This is a genomic window from Comamonas faecalis (assembly GCF_039538025.1).
GTDB classification, from domain to species: domain Bacteria; phylum Pseudomonadota; class Gammaproteobacteria; order Burkholderiales; family Burkholderiaceae_C; genus Comamonas_C; species Comamonas_C faecalis.
In genome coordinates this window covers 24417-45181 of the sequence record NZ_BAABBP010000030.1, presented here as the reverse complement: position 1 = coordinate 45181, position 20765 = coordinate 24417, and the positions used below count along the sequence as shown (strand labels likewise).

General features: G+C 69.3%; 19 protein-coding genes. 13 read left to right on the top strand and 6 right to left on the bottom strand.

From position 1 onward, the window contains the following. The 4 genes from ABD767_RS14240 to ABD767_RS14225 all read right to left on the bottom strand — a co-directional run. Positions 1 to 532 (bottom strand): acetylating acetaldehyde dehydrogenase (locus ABD767_RS14240; protein ID WP_344869836.1); only part of this gene is annotated, 532 nt, incomplete at its 3' end. A gap of 17 nt (positions 533 to 549) precedes the next feature. Further along, on the bottom strand, positions 550 to 1338 hold the full coding sequence (locus ABD767_RS14235; RefSeq protein ID WP_103046153.1) for a fumarylacetoacetate hydrolase family protein: 789 nt from the start codon (positions 1336 to 1338) through the stop codon (positions 550 to 552). 1 nt (position 1339) lies between these two features. After that, the gene (locus ABD767_RS14230; protein WP_103046154.1) at positions 1340 to 2179 is read right to left on the bottom strand and encodes an alpha/beta fold hydrolase; all 840 of its coding nucleotides are present in this window, start codon (positions 2177 to 2179) and stop codon (positions 1340 to 1342) included. A gap of 29 nt (positions 2180 to 2208) precedes the next feature. Next, positions 2209 to 3186 carry a flavin reductase gene (locus tag ABD767_RS14225; protein ID WP_103046155.1) on the bottom strand — a complete coding sequence of 326 codons (978 nt, stop codon included), beginning with the start codon at positions 3184 to 3186 and terminating at the stop codon, positions 2209 to 2211. A 239-nt stretch (positions 3187 to 3425) separates the two neighbouring features. Between ABD767_RS14225 and ABD767_RS14220 the strand changes: the two genes are divergently transcribed. The 13 genes from ABD767_RS14220 (at position 3426) to ABD767_RS14160 (ending at position 17585) form a co-directional block, all read left to right on the top strand. Further along, on the top strand, positions 3426 to 4622 hold the full coding sequence (locus ABD767_RS14220; RefSeq protein ID WP_103046156.1) for an acyl-CoA dehydrogenase family protein: 1197 nt from the start codon (positions 3426 to 3428) through the stop codon (positions 4620 to 4622). A gap of 139 nt (positions 4623 to 4761) precedes the next feature. After that, on the top strand, positions 4762 to 6492 hold the full coding sequence (locus ABD767_RS14215) for an FAD-binding protein (protein WP_103046157.1): 1731 nt from the start codon (positions 4762 to 4764) through the stop codon (positions 6490 to 6492). Then, a complete protein-coding gene (locus ABD767_RS14210; RefSeq protein ID WP_103046158.1) occupies positions 6489 to 8171 on the top strand; it encodes an FAD-binding protein in 1683 nt (560 codons plus the stop codon). The genes ABD767_RS14215 and ABD767_RS14210 overlap by 4 nt, the downstream gene beginning before the upstream one ends. Before the next feature lie 218 nt (positions 8172 to 8389). Then, complete coding sequence (locus ABD767_RS14205; RefSeq protein WP_103046159.1) at positions 8390 to 9148, top strand: SDR family oxidoreductase; 759 nt, start codon at positions 8390 to 8392, stop codon at positions 9146 to 9148. Positions 9149 to 9150: 2 nt separating this feature from the next. Next, a complete protein-coding gene (locus ABD767_RS14200) occupies positions 9151 to 10200 on the top strand; it encodes a 2Fe-2S iron-sulfur cluster-binding protein (protein ID WP_103046160.1) in 1050 nt (349 codons plus the stop codon). Positions 10201 to 10208: 8 nt separating this feature from the next. After that, entirely contained in the window at positions 10209 to 11834 is a 1626-nt protein-coding gene (locus ABD767_RS14195) for a FadD3 family acyl-CoA ligase (RefSeq protein WP_103046161.1), read from the top strand. 38 nt (positions 11835 to 11872) lie between these two features. Next, the gene (locus tag ABD767_RS14190) at positions 11873 to 12763 is read left to right on the top strand and encodes an SDR family NAD(P)-dependent oxidoreductase (RefSeq protein WP_103046162.1); all 891 of its coding nucleotides are present in this window, start codon (positions 11873 to 11875) and stop codon (positions 12761 to 12763) included. A gap of 125 nt (positions 12764 to 12888) precedes the next feature. Then, positions 12889 to 13347 carry a nuclear transport factor 2 family protein gene (locus ABD767_RS14185; RefSeq protein WP_103044880.1) on the top strand — a complete coding sequence of 153 codons (459 nt, stop codon included), beginning with the start codon at positions 12889 to 12891 and terminating at the stop codon, positions 13345 to 13347. A 61-nt stretch (positions 13348 to 13408) separates the two neighbouring features. Then, entirely contained in the window at positions 13409 to 14212 is an 804-nt protein-coding gene (locus ABD767_RS14180; protein WP_103044879.1) for an SDR family oxidoreductase, read from the top strand. Positions 14213 to 14302: 90 nt separating this feature from the next. Then, complete coding sequence (locus ABD767_RS14175; RefSeq protein ID WP_103044878.1) at positions 14303 to 15034, top strand: glucose 1-dehydrogenase; 732 nt, start codon at positions 14303 to 14305, stop codon at positions 15032 to 15034. Positions 15035 to 15051: 17 nt separating this feature from the next. Next, positions 15052 to 15819, top strand: coding sequence for a glucose 1-dehydrogenase (locus ABD767_RS14170; RefSeq protein ID WP_103044877.1), 768 nt, complete (start codon positions 15052 to 15054; stop codon positions 15817 to 15819). A 14-nt stretch (positions 15820 to 15833) separates the two neighbouring features. Continuing rightward, positions 15834 to 16475 (top strand): nuclear transport factor 2 family protein, encoded by a 642-nt coding sequence (locus ABD767_RS14165; RefSeq protein WP_103044876.1) that lies wholly within the window; start codon positions 15834 to 15836, stop codon positions 16473 to 16475. A 33-nt stretch (positions 16476 to 16508) separates the two neighbouring features. Beyond that, entirely contained in the window at positions 16509 to 17585 is a 1077-nt protein-coding gene (locus ABD767_RS14160) for an oxidoreductase (protein ID WP_103044875.1), read from the top strand. A 153-nt stretch (positions 17586 to 17738) separates the two neighbouring features. Here ABD767_RS14160 and ABD767_RS14155 read toward each other — a convergent pair whose 3' ends face one another. Both ABD767_RS14155 and ABD767_RS14150 read right to left on the bottom strand, forming a co-directional pair. Continuing rightward, positions 17739 to 18203: a nuclear transport factor 2 family protein gene (locus ABD767_RS14155; RefSeq protein WP_344869835.1), complete on the bottom strand. Its 465-nt coding sequence runs from the start codon at positions 18201 to 18203 to the stop codon at positions 17739 to 17741. A gap of 80 nt (positions 18204 to 18283) precedes the next feature. Continuing rightward, on the bottom strand, positions 18284 to 20719 hold the full coding sequence (locus ABD767_RS14150; RefSeq protein WP_103044874.1) for an efflux RND transporter permease subunit: 2436 nt from the start codon (positions 20717 to 20719) through the stop codon (positions 18284 to 18286). Positions 20720 to 20765: the final 46 nt, after the last annotated feature.

Sequence of the window (20765 nt, the reverse complement as noted above, 5' to 3'; positions counted from 1 at the left end):
TGGTGCGGGTGAATTCGTCGATGTTCTTCCTGGTGCCGGGGCCGGCGGAGCGGCTCGATACCGTGGCGACGATTTCCGCGTAGGGCACGGCCTGCACGCGCGAGACGGCCGCCACCATGGGGATGGTGGCCTGGCCGCCGCAGGTGACCATGTTGACGTTCATCTCGCGCTTTCCCACGTGCTCGGGCAGGTTCACCGGGGGCACGCAGTAGGGGCCGATGGCCGCGGGGGTCAGGTCGATCATCATCGCGCCCTGCTCGGTGACTTTGCGCGAGTTCTCGGCGTGCACGTAGGCGCTGGTGGCGTCGAAGACGATTTGCACGCCGTCGGCTTTCATGTGCGGCACCAGGCCGTCCACGCCTTCATGGGTGGTCTTGATGCCCATCTCGCGGGCGCGCTTGAGGCCGTCGGATTCGGGGTCGATGCCCACCATCCACACGGGCTCGAGCACGGCGCTCCTGTGCAGCTTGGCCAGCAGGTCGGTGCCAATGTTGCCCGGGCCGATCAGGGCGCATTTGATTTTGCGGGTCATGAATGTCCTTTCAATTGTCAGTCGGCGAAGGTGATGGAGCATTCACCCAGCCCCTCGATCGCCATGTGGAAATAGTCGCCCGCCTGCGCGGGCACCAGCGGCGCGAGCGATCCCGACAGGATCAGCTCGCCGGCCTTGAACGGGATGCCGAACGCGCCCAGCGTGTTGGCCAGCCAGGCGACTGCCTCGGCCGGGTGGCCCTGCACCGCGCTGCCCAGGCCACTGCCGGCGCTCTGGCCGTTCCTGGTCATCTGCATCGCGGCGGCGGCCAGATCCAGGCTGCGCGGGTCGGTGTGCTGGCGGCCGACGACGAAGATGCCGCAGGACGCGTTGTCGGCCACGGTGTCTTCGATCTTGATCTTCCAGTCCTGGATGCGCGAGTCGACGATCTCGAAGCACGGCGCGACCCATTCGGTCGCGGCCATGACGTCTTGGCGCGTCACGCCCGGGCCCTTCAGGTCGCTTTTCAGCATGAAGGCGATCTCGCCCTCGGCGCGCGGCTGGATCAGCCCGGCCTTGCGCAGCGACACGGTTGCGCCGTCCTCGTAGTGCATCACGTCGGTCAGAAAACCGAAGTCGGGCTGGTGCACGCCCAGCATGTCCATCACCGCCTGGCTGGTCACGCCGATCTTCTTGCCCACCACGCGCTCGCCGTCCTGCTGGCGGCGCGCCAGAAAGCGCAGCGAGATGCGGTAGGCATCTTCCACCGTCAACTCATGCGTGTCGCTCAGCGGCGCCAGCGTGCGCCGCTGGCGCAACGCGTCGTACAGGGCGTCGCCCAGCCGCTCCGTCAGGTTGGTGTCCATGTCAGCCATTCTTCAGAAAGTCGATGCACGAGCGGTTGAACATCGCCTGGTGCTCGACCTGCACCCAGTGGCCGCACTGGTTGACCAGCACCATGCGCGCCTGCGGGCAGTTGTCCATCAGCTTCATCGTGCCGCTGGCGGGGTTGAACTGGTCGTTCACGCCCCAGAAGCCGAACACCGGGCACTTGAGCTCGTGCAGGCGCTCGGTCATGTTGGGCACTTTCAGGATGGAGCGTGCCGCCTGCGTCTGAGTCTCGGCGATCGGCGCGCGCTCGTTGATGATGTCGTCGGAGAGCAGGCTGGGGTCGAACAGCTGCATGGTCATGACCGCGCGCATGGCCTCGGCGCCGGTCTTGCCCGACTGGTAGATCTTGAACATGTTGGCAATGCCGGGCATGGCCAGATAGGTGTCCAGGTCTTCCACGCCGCCCGGCGCCATCAGGATCAGGCGCTTGACCTCATCCGGGTAGGCCAGCGCGTAGCCCAGCGCCACCGCCCCGCCCAGCGAGTTGCCCAGCAGCGTGACGTTCTTCAGGCCCAGCGCGTCGACCAGGCCCTTGACGCCGGCGACGAAGAAGTCCAGGTCGTACTGCTCGATGTCGGGCTTGCTCGACAGGCCGTAGCCCAGCAGGTCGGGCACGATGCAGCGGTAGCCCGCCTGCGCGAATACCGGGTAGTTGCCCTTGAAGTTGCTGTAGCCGCTGGCGCCGCCGCCCGCGCCGTGCAGAAAGATGACGACCTCGCCCTCGCCCTGCTCGTGGTAGTGGATGGTCTGCGCGCTGCCCGCGACCGGGGCGATGTCGGCAAACTTGCCGCGCGGAATGGGACTGGTCGTCGTCATGGGTTTCCTTGTCTGGGGTCGTAAAACATTCACTGGGCGGCGGCTGCGGTCCACAGCGTGGGCAGGCCCGGGTCGGTGGCGCGCACGAACTGCTTGAGCAGGTTGCGCAGCAGCGCCGCCTCGCTCTCGCCCATGCGTTCGAGCACGTCGGCTTCCTCGGCCTTGGCCGCGGCCACCACGTGAAGGATGGCGTCGCGCCCGGCGTCGGTCAGCGCATAGGCCGGGGCGTCGGTCTTGCGCAGCAGCGCGCGGTCGCACAGCTGCTGCAGCAGCACGCTGCCCACGTCGATGCCGGTGTAGGCGATGTGGCGCGCAATCTCGGCCGCGGGCAGCGGCTCCTGCACGCTGAGCAGCGACAGCACGAAGAAGTCGGCGTCGGTCAGGCTGCGCTCGTTGAGCAGCGGACGGATGCCGGCCAGGAACTGGTAGTGCGCGCGCCCGAGCAGATAGCCCAGCAGGTTCTCGGAGTACAGGCTGGCCGAGGTGTCGGCCTGCGCCTCGGTGGCCACCGCCTGCGCCTTGCGCGAGGCCAGCGCGTACTGGCCCATGGCGTACAGCAGCGGCGGGCGCTGGGTGCGGTCGTAGGACAGCACCTGGCCGACGAAGATGGTGTGGTCGCCCCCGTCGTACTGGAACATGGTCTTGCACTGAAAGCGCGCGCTGCAGCCGGGCAGCAGCGGCGCGTCGCTCACGCCCTGCTCCAGCTGCTGCTGGCCGAACTTGTCCTCGCCGGCTCGGGCGAACAGGTTGGAAAGAGCCTCCTGCTCGTGCGCCAGGATGTGCACGTTCCAGTGGTCGCTGCCGCTGAATGCGTCCAGGCTGCGCGCGTTCTTGGCCAGGCTCCACAGCACCAGCGGCGGGTCGATCGACACCGAATTGAAGCTGTTGGCCGTCACGCCCACCGGCGCACCATCGGCCCCTCGCGTGGTGACGATGGTGACGCCAGTGGCGAACATGCCAAGCGCCTGGCGGAAATCCCTGGGGTCAAAGTGTTGCTGGTGTTCCATATCCCGTGCTCTCCTGAACCGATCCAGGCACAGCATGCACCGCAGCGGCGCCCGCCGAATCCCTCACTTGGACTATCTGGACAAGCCGGGGCGCAAGCGTGCGCCGCCAAGGTTTTTTCGCCCATCGCCAGCCGTTAGTCCGTCCGGACGATGAACGAAACCAGGCCAGCACGGACGATATGTCCAAACCCCATGGCGGCCGCCCCCCGCCATGGACATTTCCCCTCCGGAGACACCGCATGACCACCACCCAAGACGATTACCTGACCCCCGACGCACAGATGCTGATCGAGCGCGCGCGCGCCCTCGTGCCGATGCTGGCCGAGCGCGCCCACGCGGCCGACCGCGACGGCCGCGTGCTGCCCGAGACCATCGCCGCCCTGGCCGACGCCGGCCTGTACCGCGTGCTGCAGGCCAAGCGCTTTGGCGGCTACGAGCTCGACCCGCGCGTCTTCTACACCATCCAGATGACGCTGGCCGAGGGCTGCATGTCCACCGCCTGGATGTATGGCGTGCTGGGCGTTCACCCCTGGCAGCTGGCGCTGTTTCCCGAGCAGGCCCAGCAGGACGTGTGGGCCCAGGACACCAGCGTGCGCATCGCCTCCACCTACATGCCCACCGGCCAGGCCAAGCCCGTAGAGGGCGGCTACCGCTTCAGCGGCCGCTGGGGCTTTTCCACCGGCTCGGAGCACTGCGACTGGCTGTTCCTGGGCGGCCTGCTGCCCAAGAAGGACGGCTCGGGCGCGCTGGAGCACACCACCTTCCTGCTGCCCAAGTCGGACTACCGCATCGAGGAAAACTGGGACGTGCTGGGCCTGCGCGGCACCGGCAGCCACGACATCGTGGTCGAGGACGTGTTCGTCCCCGAGCACCGCACCCAGCGCACCAACGACCACAGCGACGCTGGCTGCCCCGGCCGCGCCACCAACCCCGGCTGGCTCTACCGCATCCCGTTCACCCAGGTGTTCCAGCGCGCGGTGTCGTCGGCCTGCATCGGCGCGCTCGACGGCGCCATCGAGAGCTTTCGCCAGCGCTCGATCGCGCACATCGGCAAGCACGGCATCAAGATGGCACAGGACACCAACGCCCAGCAGGCGGTGACCGAGGCCATGATGACCAGCGACCAGCTCAAGCTGGTGCTGTACCGCAACTACGCGCGCATCGTGCACTGCGCCAAGACGGGCGACGCGATGCCGGTCGAAGAGCGCCTGATGCAGCGTGCCCAGGCCGCAAGCGTGCCCAAGCTCACGTTTGACTGCGTCAACGAGCTGATGCGCGCCTGCGCCGCCTCGGGCACCTTCAAGTCCAACCCGATCGAGCGCGTGCTGCGCGACATCGCCACCGGCCGCGGCCACATCGCCAACAACACCGACGCCTACGTGCGCGCCCACGGCGCGGTGATGCTGGGCCTGCCCAACGCTGACCCGTACATCTGATAGCCCTCCTGAGGCGCTGCGCGCGCCGGGAGAGGGAACGCAGCCGGTGCGGCGGGGCGGCCCTTGCACGGCTGCTGCTGGCCTGAAGCGCGTCAGTTTCAAGCACCCGCTCACACAACATAGATAACGAGGAAACAAGGTGGAACAGAACGAATTTGACGTCGTCGTCGTCGGCTCGGGCGCCGGTGCGCTGCTGGCCGCCATCCGCGCAGCCGACCAGGGGCTCAAACCCCTGGTGGTCGAGAAAACCGCGCTGCTGGGCGGCACCTCCGCGATCAGCGGCGGCGGCATCTGGATTCCGGACAACCACGACATGCCCAAGGCCGGGCTGCGCGACAGCATCGAAGCGGCGTTTCACTACGTCCGAACCTGCGCGCGCGGCCTGTCCAGCGACGACCGCATCCTGGCCTACGTCGAAACCGCGCGCCAGATGGCGCGCTACCTGGCCGAGATCGGCGTGCCCTACCGCTGCGTGCCCTCCTACGCCGACTACTACCCCACGCTGGACGGCGCCATGCCCGGCGGGCGCACCATGGATCCGATGGACTTCAACGCCGCCAAACTGGGCGTGCAGGATCTGGAGCTGCTGCGCCCCACCAGCCCGGGCCAGCTGGTGCTGGGGCGCATGCACATCAACGCTTTCGAGGCGCGCACCATGCTGGCGCGCGAGCGCAAGGCCAAGTTCGTGCTGCTGTGGATGATGGCGCGCTACTACCTGGACTACCCCTGGCGCAATAAAACCAAACGCGACCGCCGCCTGACCGGCGGCCAGGCGCTGCTGGGCGGCCTGTTCACCGCGCTGCGCAAGCGCGGCATCACGCTGTGGCTGGAATCCCCGCTGCAGTCGCTGACCGAAAAAGACGGCCGCGTGACCGGCGTCGTGGTGCAGCGGGGCGGCCAGGACGTGGCCGTGACCGCGCGGCGCGCCGTGGTGCTGGCCGCGGGCGGCTTCGAGCGCAACCAGCAGATGCGCGAACAATACCTGCCCAAGCCCACCGACCAGGGATGGACCGCCACGCCCCCCGAGGCCAACACCGGCGACGCCATCCGCGCCGGCGCGGCGCTGGGCGGCGCGCTGCGCCTGATGGAGCACACCTGGGGCGCGCCGACCATCTTCGTGCCCAAGGAAGAGAAAAACCGCGCCATGTTCGTCGAGCGCTCCATGCCCGGCTGCATGGTGGTCAACGGCCGCGGCGAGCGCTTTCTGAACGAATCGGGGCCCTACCCCGAGTTCCAGCAGGCCATGTTCGCCAACAACGACAAGACGGGCTGCGCCATTCCCGCATGGATCGTCTTCGACGCCACCTTCCGCGCCAACTACCCCATCGGCCCCATCATGCCCGCCATGGCCGTGCCCGACAGCCGGCTGCGCAAGAGCTGGCTGGGCACGGTGTACTGGAAGGGCGAGACGCTGGAGGAGCTGGCGCAGCAAATCGGCGTCGACCCGCAGGGGCTGGCGGCCAGCGCAAAACGCATGACCGAATTTGCCAAGACCGGCAAGGATCTGGATTTCGGCCGCGGCGACAACGTGTTCGACCGCTACTACGGCGACGTCAACGTCAAGCCCAACCCCAACCTGGCGCCCATCGAGAAGGGGCCGTTCTACGCCATGAAGCTCAACCCCGGCGACATCGGCACCAAGGGCGGCCTGCTGACCGACCGCGACGCGCGCGTGCTGCGCGAAGATGGCGAGGCGATCGAAGGCCTGTACTGCGTGGGCAACAACAGCGCCTCGGTCATGGGCCCGTCCTACCCCGGCGCCGGCTCCACGCTGGGCCCGGCAATGACGTTCGCCTTCCGAGCCATCGCCCACATCACCGGCAAGCCGATTGCGCTTGAGCGCACCGACCTGCTGGAGCAAACCGCATGAACACAGGCAGCGGCACGCGCAGCACCGTCACTCCCACCACGGCGCCGCTGTGCGTCGCGCCCGGCAGTCGCCTGGACTGGCATGCCAGCGCCGACGTGGTTGTCGTCGGCTGGGGGGCGGCCGGTGCCTGCGCCGCGCTGCAGGCGCGCCAGGACGGCGCCAGCGTGCTGGTGATCGACCGTTTCGAGGGCGGCGGCGCCAGTGCGCTGTCGGGCGGCGTGGTCTACGCCGGCGGCGGTACGGCGCAGCAGCGCGAAGCGGGCTTCAGCGACTCGCCCGAGGCGATGCACGGCTACCTGCGCCACGAGGTGGGCGACGCGGTCAGCGACGCGACGCTGCAGCGCTTCTGCCAGGACAGCGTCGCCAACCAGCAATGGCTGGAGGGCCACGGCGTGCGCTTTGGCGCCGCCATGCCCGACCACAAGACCTCGTACCCGCCCGACGGCAAGTTCCTCTACTACTCGGGCAACGAGATCGTCCCCGCCTACGCCACCCATCTGCCGCCCGGCCACAAGAGCGCGCCGCGCGGCCACCGCGTCGTCGCCAAGGGCCAGTCCGGCGCCACGCTGTACGCGGCGCTGCAGGTGGCCACGACCGGCGCCGGCGCGCAGACGCTGCTGCAGGCCAGCGTGCGCCGCCTGGTGTGCGAGGCCGGCGAGGACGGCCAGCCCGCGCGGGTGGTCGGCGTCGAGGTCTGGCAGATGCCGCCCGGCGACCCGCGCACCCGCCGCCATGCGCAGCTGCATGCGCAATACCGCCGCCACCGCACGTTCCGCGCTGCCAAGGCCAAGGCCTGCCTGCGCGAGGCCGCGCGCCTGGAGCGCGAAGCGGCCCAGCCGCTGCTGGTGCAGGCGCGCCGCGGCGTCGTGCTCAGCACCGGTGGCTACATCTTCAACCCCGAGCTGATCGCCCAGCACGCGCCGCACACGCGCCGCGGCTGGCCCATCGGCGACGCCGGCTGCGACGGCAGCGGCCTGCGCCTGGGCCAGAGCGTGGGCGCTGCCAGCAGCGGTCTGGACAACATCTCCTGCTGGCGCTTCATCACGCCGCCCGCGGTCTGGCCGCAGGGCGTCGTGGTCAACCGTGCCGGCGAGCGCTTTTGCAACGAGCAGGTCTACGGCGCCACGCTGGGCCACGAGCTGGTCGAGCACCAGGGCGGCAAGGCCTGGCTGATCCTGGACGCCGGCCTGCGCCGGCGCGCCACACGCCAGTGCCTGTTCGGCGGTCTGTGGGCCTTCCAGTCGCTGCCGGCGCTGGCCATGATGTGGCTCAAGGCGGTCAAGGCGCCCGACGCCGCCGCACTGGCCGCACGCATTGGCGCCGACCCGGCGCGGCTCGAAGCCAGCATTGCCGCCGCCAACGCTGCCGCGCAGGGTGCGGGCGACGACGCCTTCGGCAAGTCCGCCGACATGCGCCACGCGCTGGCCGGGCCGCTGCTGGCCATGGACATTTCCATCGGCAACCCGCTGTTTCCGCTGGCCACGCTCAGCCTGGGCGGGCTGCGCGTCGACGAGGCCAGCGGCCAGGTACTGGGCAGTGCGGGCCAGCCCATTCCCGGCCTGTACGCCGCCGGGCGCACGGCCATTGGCCTGGCGTCGTCGCGCTACATCAGCGGGCTGTCGCTGGCCGACTGCGTCTTCTCGGGCCGCCGCGCCGGGCGCGCCGCGGCGTTGGCCTAGCGTATGCAGGCCCACTGCAGCGCCGGCATTCACTCCCTCCCCCTCTGGGGGAGGGTTGGGGTGGGGGCCAGCGGCGCTTGCATTGGAATGCCGGCAAGATGCCGGCGCTCCCGGCCCCATCCCTGCCTTTCCCCAGAGGGGGAAGGAGAAAAAACGGGCTCTGACCCATCCTCAATCAGCGCCAACAGCGATCAAGACAATTGCAAAAAGGTCATGCCATGGGACAAGTAGAAAACAAGGTTGCCCTCGTCACCGGCGGGGCCAGCGGCGTGGGCCGCGAGGTGGTGCTCCTGCTGCTGCGCGAGGGCGCGCGCGTGATCATCAGCGACGTGAACGAAGCCGCGGGCCAGGCGCTGGCGGCCGAGTGCGGCGACAACGCCGCCTTCGTGCGCCACGACGTGACGCAGGAGGCCGACTGGCAGGCCGCCATTGCCGCCGCGCAACAGCGCTTTGGCGGGCTGGACATATTGGTCAACAACGCCGGCATCCTGATCCCGGGCAACGTCGAGACCGCCACGCTGGCGCAGTTCCAGCAGCTCATGCAGGTCAACGCCAGCTCGGTCTTCCTGGGCTGCCAGCAGGCCGTCGCGGCCATGAAGGAGCGCGGCGGCAGCATCGTCAACATGGCCTCGGTGTCGTCGTGGCTGCCGGTCGAGAACTACCTGGCCTACAGCGCCTCCAAGGCCGCCGTCGGCGCCATCACGCGCGCCACGGCGCTGTACTGCCGCGCCAACGGCCTGGCCATTCGCGCCAACTCGGTGCACCCGGACGGCATCTACACCCCGATGATGCAGGCCAGCGCCCCGGGCGTGCCGGCCAAGTACCTGCTGTTCGACCCCAAGGCCAACCCCAAGGGCCGCGCCACCATGCCCGACAAGATCGCGCAGGTGATGGTGTTCCTCGCAAGCGACGCGTCCAGCGCGATCAACGGAGCCGAGATCCGCGCCGACAGCGCCATCCTCGGCATGGGGCTGTGAGCATGGCTACCTCCGCACCGCGCTACCACAGCCTGACGATCCAGGCGATCGTCGAGGAAACCTCCGACAGCAAGTCCCTGGTGTTTGCCGTGCCGCCCGAACTGGCCGGCGCCTTTGCCTACAAGCCGGGGCAGTTCCTCACGCTGCGCCTGCCCATGGACGGGCGCTGGCTGCCGCGCTGCTACTCGATGTCCAGCGCGCCCAGCATCGACGAGTCGCCGCGCGTCACGGTCAAGCGCGTGCAGGGCGGGCGCGGCTCCAACTGGGTCTGCGACCAGCTGCGCGTGGGCGACAGCATCGAGGTCATGGCGCCCGCCGGCGTGTTCACGCCGCGGCGCCTCGAGGGCGACTTCCTGCTGCTGGCCGGCGGCAGCGGCATCACCCCGGTCTACTCCATCCTGCGCACCGCGCTGCACCACGGCGAGGGGCGCATCACGCTGCTGTACGCCAACCGCGACGAGCGCTCGGTCATCTTCCGCGAAGAGCTCAACGCGCTGGCCGCGGCCTACCCCACGCGCTTGCAGGTCATCCACTGGCTCGACTCGGTGCAGGGCGTGCCGTCGGTGGCGCAGCTGGCCGAGCTGGCGCGCCACCGCCAGGCGGCGCAGGCCTTCATCTGCGGGCCCGGCCCGTTCATGGACGCGGCGGTAAGCGCGCTGCAGGCGCTGGAGATGCCGCAGGAGCACATCCACGTCGAGCGCTTCGCCTCGCTGCCCGAAGAGGACGACGGCAGCACGCCCGCCCTCGCCGCCGCGCCGGTGCCAGACGCGGTGGACGAGGCCGAGATCGAGCTGCTGCTGGACGGCCAGACCTACCACCTGCGCTGCGCCGGCACCGAGACCGTGCTGGCCGCGGCGCTGCGCGAAGGCATCAACGCGCCCCATTCCTGCCAGGCCGGCCTGTGCGCCTCGTGCATGTGCCAGGTCAAGGAGGGCAGCGTCCACCTGCGCCACAACGAGGTGCTGGACAAGAAAGACCTGGCCAAGGCCTGGACGCTGGCCTGCCAGGCCCTGCCCACCAGCAAAAAGCTGCGCATTCAGTTTCCGGAGTGACCCTTCCCATGTCTGCTGAGACCCCTCGCTACCCCCATCCCCCGCACCTGCCGGCCACGCTGCCGCAGCTGATCGCCCGCTCGGCGCAGCAGCACGGCGACAGGGCCGCCATCGTCGACGGCGACACCACCCTCACCTACGCCCAGCTGCACCAGGCCAGCCGCGACGTGGCGCGCAGCCTGATGGCGCTGGACGTGCAGGCCGGCGACCGCGTGGCGCTGTGGGCGCCCAACATCCATGAATGGATAGTCGCCGCCTGCGGCGTACATGCCGCGGGCGCGGTGCTCGTGCCGCTCAACACTCGCATGAAAGGCGTGGAGGCGGCCGACATCCTCGAGCGCAGCGGCGCACGCGTACTGTTGTGCATCGGCGACTTCCTGAACCAGTACTACCCGGCGCTCCTGCAGGACTGCCGCCCCGGGACGCTGGCCCACGTCGTCGTGCTGCGCGGCGACACGCGCGCGGGCATCAGCCAGCCGGGCGACCTGGGCTGGCAGCAGTTCCTGGCGCGCGCAGACGGCGTGGACCCGGCCCGGGTCGACGCGCGCGTGGCCGCGCTGACCGCGGACAGCACCGCCGACCTGATGTTCACCTCGGGCACCACCGGCCGCCCCAAGGGCGTGATGGCGGCGCACGGCCCCACCATCCGCGCGTTCGACGAATGGTCGCGCGTGGTCGGCCTGGGCGCGGATGACCACTACCTGATCGTCAACCCGTTCTTCCACACCTTTGGCTACAAGGCCGGCTGGGTCGCGGCCTTCGTGCGCGGCGCCACGGTCTACCCCGAGCAGGTGTTCGACGCCGAGGCGGTGCTCTCGCGCATCGCGCGCGAACGCATCAGCTTTCTGCCCGGCCCGCCCACGCTGTTTTTGACCATGCTGGCGCACCCACGCCTGGCGGACTTCGATCTGTCGTCGCTGCGCTCGTCGGTCACCGGCGCCGCCAGCGTGCCGCCGGTGCTGATCCGGCGCATGCGCGACGAGCTGGGCATTGCCAACGTGACCACCGCCTACGGCCTGACCGAGTGCGGCGGCTGCGCCACGCTGTGCGACCCCAGCGACAGCGCCGAGACCGTGGCCAGCACCTGCGGGCGCGCCCTGCCCGGCACCGAGGTGCGCTGCGCAGACGAAGACGGACGCGACGTGCCCACCGGCCAGCCCGGCGAGGTGCTGCTGCGCGGCTACCACGTGATGCAGGGCTACTTCCAGGACGAAGAGGCCACGCGCAAGACCATCGACGCCGACGGCTGGCTGCACACCGGCGACGTCGGCGTGCTCGACGAGCGCGGCTACCTGCGCATCACCGACCGGCTCAAGGACATGTTCATCGTCGGCGGCTTCAACTGCTACCCGGCCGAGATCGAACGCCTGCTGGCCGACCACCCCGACATCGCCCAGGTGGCCGTCGTCGGCGTGCCCGACGAGCGCATGGGCGAGGTGGGCTGCGCCTGCGTCATCACGCGCGGCGGCAAGAGCCTGCCCGCGGCCGACCTGATCGCCTGGTCGCGCACCCACATGGCCAACTACAAGGTGCCGCGCCACGTGCTGCAGCTCGATGCGTTCCCGATGAACGCATCCAACAAGGTCGACAAGCGCCAGCTGCAAAAGCTGGCCGCGGCCCACTGCACCGCCTGATCCGCACCGCGCCACCGACACCGAAGGACTCTCGCCCCATGACTTCTTCCCCCACCGGCGGCGTGGCCGTCGTCACCGGCGCCAGCCGCGGCGTTGGCCAGGGCATTGCCCAGGCGCTGGGCGCCGCCGGCATGACCGTCTACGTCACCGGGCGCAGCACGCGCGAGGGCGAGCAGCAGCTCGCCGGCGAGCCGCTGCACGGCACCATCCACAGCAGCGCGGCGGCCGTCACCGCCGCCGGCGGGCGCGGCATTGCCGTCGCCTGCGACCACGCCGACGACGCGCAGGTGGCCGCGCTGTTCAAGCGCATCGGGCAGGAGCAGGGCCGCATCGACATCCTGGTCAACAACGCGCTGGCCATCGACGACAGCCTGATCGCGCCCGGCCCGTTCTGGGAAAAGCCGCTGACCCAGGCGCGCATGCTCGACGTCGGCCTGCGCTCGCACTATGTCGCCAGCCACCACGCCGCGCCGCTGCTGCTGGCCGCGGGGCGAGACGGCGGCGCGCTGCTCGTCTTCACCTCCAGCTTTGGCGCCGGCTGCTACATGCACGGCCCGGCCTACGGCGCGCAAAAGGCCGGTTGCGACAAGATGGCCTTTGATATGGCCGTCGACTTCGAAGGCACGGGCGTGGCCGCGCTGTCGCTGTGGCTGGGCGTGCAGCGCACCGAGCGCACCGAGATCGCCGCGCGCCAGCGCAGCGACGCCTATGGCGACTTCATGGCGCGCAGCGAAAGCCCGCAGTTCGTCGGCCGCACCATTGCAGCGCTGTGGCGCGACGCACAACTGGCCGGGCGCAGCGGCCAGACCCTGATCGTCGCCGAGCTGGCGCAGCAATACGGCCTGCGCGACGAGGGCGACCGCAGCCCGCCGAGCTGGCGCGAATTCCTGGGCGCGCCCCGCCCCTACCACCCCGCCCGCGTCAGCTGATTCCATTTCTATATCGATCGAGTACGCGAAGGTGAAGCGCAGACAGTGCTGTAGCACGACAAGCGAAGCCGACAAAGTAATCGGTTGATATGGAAATGGAATGACCCCTCTGGAGACCCCGGCCCATGACCATCGAAGAACGCCTGGCCCGGCTGGAAGCCGTCGAAGCCATCCGCCAGCTCAAGCACCGCTACCTCAACGCCTGCGACCTGAAAGAGGTCGAGACCATCCGCGACTGCTTTGCCACCGGCGCGATCGACATCGACTACGGGCCGCTGGGCCGCTTTGCCGACCGCGACAGCTTTGTCGACCTGTACCAGCGCCTGGCCTGCCAGCCCCAGGTGCGCGACAGCCACCACGGCGCCAACCCCGAGATCGAACTGATCGACGCCGACAACGCCCGGGGCCGCTGGTCGCTGGCCTACTTCAACCTGGACGCCCACACCGGCGCCACGCGCCGCCTGGGCGTGATGTACGAGGACGCCTACCGGCGCATCCAGGGGCAGTGGAAGATCGTCGCCACGCGCTCGACCATCCTGGCCGAGGTCACCGGCCACGCGGCCAGCCCCCAGGCCGGCGCCTGACCCGACCCGCCGGCGCATCGGCGCATCGGCGCCCGCGCTGCAACCACGCACAAGGAAACCCATGCGACTCAAAGACAAGGTGGCCCTGATCACCGGCGCCGCGGCCGGCATTGGCGCCGGGGTGGCCCGCCGCTTCGCGCGCGAGGGCGCCAGCCTGTGGCTGTGCGACATTGACGGCGCGGCCGCCGAACGCACGGCGCAGCAGCTGCGCAGCGAACACGGCATTGCCGCGCAGGCCGGCGCCTGCGACGTCACCGAGCATGCCCAGGTGCTGGCCACGGTGCAGCAGGCCATGGCGCATTTCGGGCGGGTGGACATTCTGGTCAACAACGCCTGGGGCCGCCGCCCCGGCCAGCGCGGCTACAGCGCGGTGCAGCAGCTTGCAGACGCCGACGTGGACTGGGCCATGGCCATGGCGCCCAAGGCCGCGCTGTGGGCCATGCAGGCGGTGCAGCCGGGCATGCGCGAGCGCGGCTGGGGCCGCATCATCAACATGTGCTCGCTCAACGGCGTCAACGCCCACCCCTATACCGGCGACTACAACATGGCCAAGGAGGCGCTGCGCACGCTCACCCGCACCGCCGCGCGCGAATGGGCGGCCGACGGCATTTGCTGCAACGCCATCTGCCCGGGCGCAGCCACCGAGGCATACCAAAAATTCGCCGCCGCCAATCCGGCCAACGCCGCCGAGCTGCTCAAGTTCAACCCCATGGGCCGCATGGGCGACCCGGAGGACGACATCGGCAGCGTGGCGCTGTTTCTCGCCAGCGACGACTGCCGCTACCTCACCGGCAACACCTTGTTCGTCGACGGCGGCAGCCACATCAACGGCATTCCCTGGCTGCCGCAGGCCCGGGGCTCCTAGTAGTCCCATCGGACGATGGCACGCCGGCCTGCCGTCCTTACGCTTGAGCCGACTCGGGCACAAGCCCCAGGATCAACATCGGAGCAAACAATGAAACTCAAGGACAAAGTGGCGCTGGTGACCGGTGCCGGCCAGGGCATGGGCCGCGCGATCGCGCAGCGTTTCGCCGCCGAGGGCGCCACCGTCGTGGCGCTGGACCTGAACCTGGAGGCCGCGCAGCAGACGCTGGCCGGCCTGGCGGGCAAGCACCTGGCGCTGGCGCTCAACGTGGCCGATTCGGCCGCGGTCAACACCATGGTCGACGAGGTGGTCGCAAAGCTCGGCCGCGTGGACGTGCTGGTCAACAACGCCGGCACCGGCGGCATGGACAGCTTTACCGAGATGAGTGACGAGGCCTGGGCCCGCGTGATCGGCGTCAACCTCAACGGCGCCTTCTACTGCGCCCGCGCGGCGGTGCGCGCCATGCTCAAGAACGGCGGCGGCGCGGTGGTCAACGTCGGCAGCACCTCGGCGGTGAGCGGCGACGGCCCGGCGCACTACGTCACCTCCAAGGCCGCCATCCAGGGCCTGACGCGCGTGATGGCCAAGGAGCTGGCCAAGAGCGGCATCCGCGTCAACACCCTGGTGCCCGGCCCGACCAACACGCCGATGATGCAGGGCATCCCCCAGGAATGGGCCGACGCCATCATTGCCGGCGTGCCCATGGGCCGCATGGCCGAGCCCGAGGACATCGCCAAGGTGGCGGTGTTCCTGGCCAGCGACGACAGCGGCTTCGTCACCGGCCAGAGCGTGGCCGTCAACGGCGGCAGCGCCTTCTTGTGAGCACAAAGGAGAAAAACATGGGTAATCGACTGCAAGGCAAGGTCGCCTTCATCTCGGGCGCCAGCAGCGGCATTGGCGCGGCCACCGCGCAGCGCATGGCGCTCGAAGGCGCCACCGTCGTCATCTGCGGGCGCCGCCAGGAGCCGCTGGACGCGGTCGTGGCGCAGATCCGCGCCGCGGGCGGCAAGGCCGAGGCCGTCGTGGCCGACGTGGGCGTCGAGGCGCAGTACGTCGGCGCCATCGAGGCCGCCGCACAGCGCCACGGCCGGCTCGACGTCCTGGTCAACAACGCCATGGCCTACACCTGGGGCGCCATCGAGGCGATGAGCACCGAGGATTGGCACGCCAACTTCAAGACCACGGTCGACGGCAGCTTCTGGGGCACGCGCACCGCGCTCAAGCTGATGAAGGACAAGGGCGGCTCCATCGTCAATGTCTCGTCGATCTGCGGACAACTGGGCACGCCCTGGATGGCGGGCTACAGCGCGGCCAAGGCGGCGGTGGACAACTTCTCGCGCGCGGCCGCGGCCGAGGGCGCGCCGCACGGCGTGCGCGTCAACGTGGTGATCCCGGCCGTGGTCGAGACGCCCGCCACCGCCGGCATGCTGGCCACCGACGAGAGCCGCAAGGCCACCGAAAAACTCATCCCGATGGGCCGCGTGGGCCAGCCTGACGACCTGGCGCACGCCATCGTCTTCCTGGCCAGCGACGAGGCCGGCTACATCACCGGCGCGTCGCTTCCCGTCGACGGCGGGCGCTCCGCCGTGCTCGTCACCGCCTTGTAAGACCCGGATCAGCCATGACCACAAACACCTGGCCCGCCACGCTGGAAGAGCGCATCGACCGCCTGGAGTCGCTCGACGCCATCCGCCAGCTGGCCGGCAAATACTCGCTGTCGCTGGACATGCGCGACATGGACGCCCACGTCAACCTGTTCGCGCCCGACATCCGCGTCGGCAAGGAGAAGGTCGGCCGCGCGCACTTCAAGGCCTGGCAGGACAGCACGCTGCGCGACCAGTTCACCGGCACCTCGCACCACCTGGGCCAGCACATCATCGAGTTCGTCGATGCCGATCACGCCACCGGCGTGGTCTATTCCAAGAACGAGCATGAATGCGGCCCCGAGTGGGTCATCATGCAGATGCTGTACTGGGACGACTACGAGCGCATCGACGGCCAGTGGTACTTCCGCCGCCGCCTGCCCTGCTACTGGTACGCCACCGACCTGAACAAGCCGCCGATTGGCGACATGAAGATGCGCTGGCCCGGCCGCGAGCCCTACTGGGGCACGTTCCACGACCTGTTTCCCTCGTGGCGCGAGTTCTGGGCCCAGCGCCCGGACAAGGACAGCCTGCCCGAAGTGGCCGCCCCCGCCCCGCTGGAGCAATTCCTCAAAACCATCCGCCGCGGCACGCCGGCGCCGCGCATCCGCGTGCGCTGACGCTGCGCAGCCCTTGAACTGTTTCGCCCGCCCATGACACCGCTTTTGTTCACCCCCACCCAGCTCGGCGACCTGCAACTGGCCAACCGCATCGTGATGGCGCCGATGACGCGCAACCGCGCCGAGGCCGACGGCACGCCCAACGCGCTGATGGCCGAGCACTACGGCGCGCGCGCCGACGCCGGCCTGATCGTCGCCGAGGGCACCTGGCCCGAGGTGGCCGGCCAGGCCTACTGCCGCCAGCCCGGCATCGAGACTCCGGCCCACGTCGCCGGCTGGCGCCGCGTCACCGACGCGGTGCACCAGCGCGGCGGGCGCATCGTGCTGCAAATCATGCACGGCGGGCGCGTTGGCAGCGCGCACATCAAGCCGGCCGGCGTACCCACGGTGGCGCCGTCGGCGCTGCAGGCGCGCGGCGAGATCTGGACCGACGCGGCCGGCATGCAGCCCTTCGACCACCCGCAGGCACTCACCACCGAGCAGGTGAAAGAGGCGATTGCCGAGCACCGAGCGGCCGCGCTGCGTGCGCGTGACGCGGGCTTTGACGGCGTGGAGCTGCACGGCACCAGCGGCTACCTGAGCATGCAATTTTTGAGCTCGCACACCAACGCGCGCCAGGACGCCTACGGCGGCAACGCCACCGCGCGCGCGCGCTTTGCCTTCGAGTGCCTGGCCGCCATGGCCGACGCCATCGGCGCCGGCCGCGTGGGCCTGCGCCTGAACCCGGGCAACACCTACAACGACACGGCCGACGAAGACTCGGCCGCCACCCACGCCGAGCTGATGCGCCAGGCGCGCCCGCTGGGCCTTGCCTATCTGCACGTGATGCGCGCCTCGGTCGACGACATCGACGCCTTCGCGCTGGCGCGCGCCAACTTCGGCGGCCCGCTGATCCTCAACGACGGCTTTGACGGCGCCAGCGCCGAGGCAGCGCTGCAGGCCGGCGAGGGCGAGGCCATCTCGTTTGCGCGCCACTTCATCGCCAACCCCGACCTGGTGCAGCGCCTGCGCGCAGGCCTGCCGCTGGCGCGTTTCGACCGGCGCACGCTGTACACCGCGGGCGCAGCCGGCTACACCGACTACCCGCTGGCGGCCACCGCGACGGCTTGAAATAGCCACTTGCTCTCACATAACGCCCTGGCAACCCCGGGGCGTTTTGCATGGTGCCGGAGTGCCGGCGTCTCGCCGGCACTCATCGCGGCGAGGGCGCCGCTCCCACAAAGGCGCCACTCCCACAACACCCCCCGCTTCTGCCCAGGCGCGCTATGAAGCTTCGCCGCGCTGTGGCCACTGCACGTGGCGACTCATGTCGCCGACGAAATCCATCTGCCGGTAGTCGCGCTCGGCAAAGCGCCAGGCGCCGTCCACGCATTCAAAGCGGTCGAGGTAGCGACCGCTGGCGATGACCTGCAGCGCAAAGCCGTCGACTGCCTGCAGCACCGTGTAGCACGAGCGCGCGCTCGCCGTGCGGCCGTCCGGCGCCACTTCGACGATGGGGTTGGTGATCAGGTGGCGCGTACGCGGCGTGCCGCAGGGGTAGAGGATGAGCAGCTTGCGCCACAGCGCCAGCAGCTGCTGCGCGTCCAGGGGCTGGGGCGCGCCGGTCAGGATGCGCGCATGCTCGAACAGCGCCGCCGCCTGCGTGAGCCGCCCCTGGTCGATGGCCTCGCCATAGCGGTACAGCAGCTGGGGGATGGCGACGTGGGCCGTGATGGCGTGCATGTCCATGCAGTCTTCCTGAGTTCAACAAAAACGGGACGCCCAGGGCGTCCCGCAATCAAGCAGCAATCACGCCGCTGTCTTGGCTGTTACGTCGGGCTATGCGCCCCCGGGTGATCGCCCGTGCGCGTGCCGCCCGTCGCGTCGCCGTGCGCACCGCCGCGGTAGTGGCGCTGCTGCTCGTCTTCCACGCCCAGCCAGCAGGCCAGCGCCGGCAGCAGGAAGATGGCGCCCAGCACGTTGACCAGGAACATGAAGGCCAGCAGCACGCCCATGTCGGCCTGGAACTTGAGCGCCGAGAACACCCAGGTGCCAATGCCCACGGCCATGGTCACGGCGGTGAACACGGCGGCCGTGCCGCGCTGGCGCATGGCCTCGTAGAAGGCCTCGCGCAGACTCAGGCCGCGGTTGTGGATCTCGTGCTGCATCGACTCGAAGATGTAGATGCCGTAGTCCACGCCCACGCCCACGCCCAGGGCGATCACCGGCAGCGTGGCAACCTTCAGGCCAATGCCCAGCAGCGCCATCAGCGCGTTGCACATGATGGTCACCAGCACCAGCGGCACGATCACGCACAGCACGGCGCGCCAGCTGCGGAAGGTGAGCCAGCACAAGAGCGAGATGGAGGCAAAGATGGACAGCAGCATCTGCACCTCGGCCTTCTCCACCGCCTCGTTGGTGGCCGCGGCCACGCCGGCGTTGCCCCCGCCCAGGCGGAACACCGCATGGGGCAGCGGGTTGGCGTCGATGAAGTGCTGCACCTCGTCGACCACGTTCTTGAGCGTGCTGCCCTCGTGATCCGCCAGGTAGATGGCGATGTGCAGGACCTTGCAGCCGTCGGTGTTCAGGCCGTTCTCCGGATTGGACGCGCGCGCGCCGGTGCGCAGGCCGCCCTCGCTGCGCTGCAGCGCGGCCCAGCGCGGGTTGGCCTCGTTGTTGCTTGACGCATAGAGCTTGGTCAGCCCCGCGATCGAGCTGACCGAGCGCACGCCGGCCACGCCGCGCATGTGCTGGTCGAAGCGCTCGACCGCGTTCATCACCTCCCAGTTCAGGCAAGCCTCCTGCAGATCCTTGGTCTCAACATAGACCGACAGCACGTCCATGCCGATGGAGTAGTTGGCGATGATCTTGTCGTTGTCCTGGTTGTAGCGCGAGTCGGCGCGCAGCTCGGGCACGCCGCTGCCGATGTCGCCCGTCTGCAAGAGGCGCGAGTAATAGGTGGCGCCGGCCAGCAGCACCAGCATGACGGCAAACGTGGCCAGCGCCGGCTTGGGCAGCGCCAGCGCCGAGACGCGCCACCACAGCGGGTGGTGCTTGGCAACGCCGTCAGGCGCTTTTTTCGCCGAGAACTCCAGGCGCAGGTGCGACAGGATGATGGGCATGAACATCTTGTTGGTCATGATCATCAGCGCCACGCCCAGGCAGGCGGTCAGGCCCAGCTCGTGCACGATCGGGATGTCGATCACCATGATCACCATGAAGCCCAGCGCGTTGGCCAGCAGAGCCATGATGCCGGGGATAGCCAGCTTGCGAAACGAGTTCTCCGCCGCCAGGCGCGCACTCTCGCCGGCCATGACGTTCTGCTTCCAGGCGTTGGTCATCTGCACCGCGTGCGACACGCCGATCGAGAAAATCAGAAAGGGCACGAGCACCGACATCGGGTCGATGCCGCGCCCCAGCAGCGACAAAATTCCCAGCAGCCAGATCACCGGCAGCATGGCGACGACGATGGCCAGCACGGTGAGCTTGAGCGAGTGCGAATACCACCACAGCAGCGCAAAGGTGATGACGAAGGCCATCAGAAAGAACAGCGCCACCGTGGTCAGGCCGTCCATCACGTCGCCCATCACCTTGGAGAAACCGACGATCTGCAGGTCGATGTCCTTGCCGGCGAACTCGCTGCGGATGCGTTCGAGCTGGCCGGCCACCTTGGCGTAGTCCAGGTGCTCGCCGTTCTCGGGGTTGATCTCCAGCAGGTCGGCCTGGACCATGGCCGACTTCAGGTCGTTGGCCACCAGCTGCCCCACCACCCCCGAGCGGGCCACGTTGGCGCGCACCTGCGCAATGCTCTCGGCGTCGGCGTTGAAGCGCGCGGGAATCACCACGTCGCCGGTAAAGCCCTGCTCGGTCACCTCGATGTAGCGCACGCTGGGCGAGAAGATCGAGCGCACGCTGCCGCGGTTGACGCCGGGGATGAAGAACACCTCGTCGTTGACCTTGCGCAGCACCGCCAGGAACTCGGGGTTGTAGATGTCGCCCTCGCCCTTCCACTGCACGCTCACCATCACCCGGTTGGCTCCCGAGAAGCTGCCCGAATGCTCCAGGAACGCGCTCATGTAGTTGTGCTTGAGTGGAATGAGCTTGTTGAACCCCGGGTCGAGCCGAGTGTTGACCGCCGCCGCCCCTAGCAACAGCGTCAGCAGCAGGAAGAAGATGCCCAGGGGCTTGCGCAGATTGATCAGCGCATGCGCCATCTTGGCGACGAAGGCATCGGTGCGGGACAGGGTTTCTGGGGCGGTGGTCATGGCAGGCGCAGGTCAGGGGAATGGGGAGGTACGCGGCCATTATTCA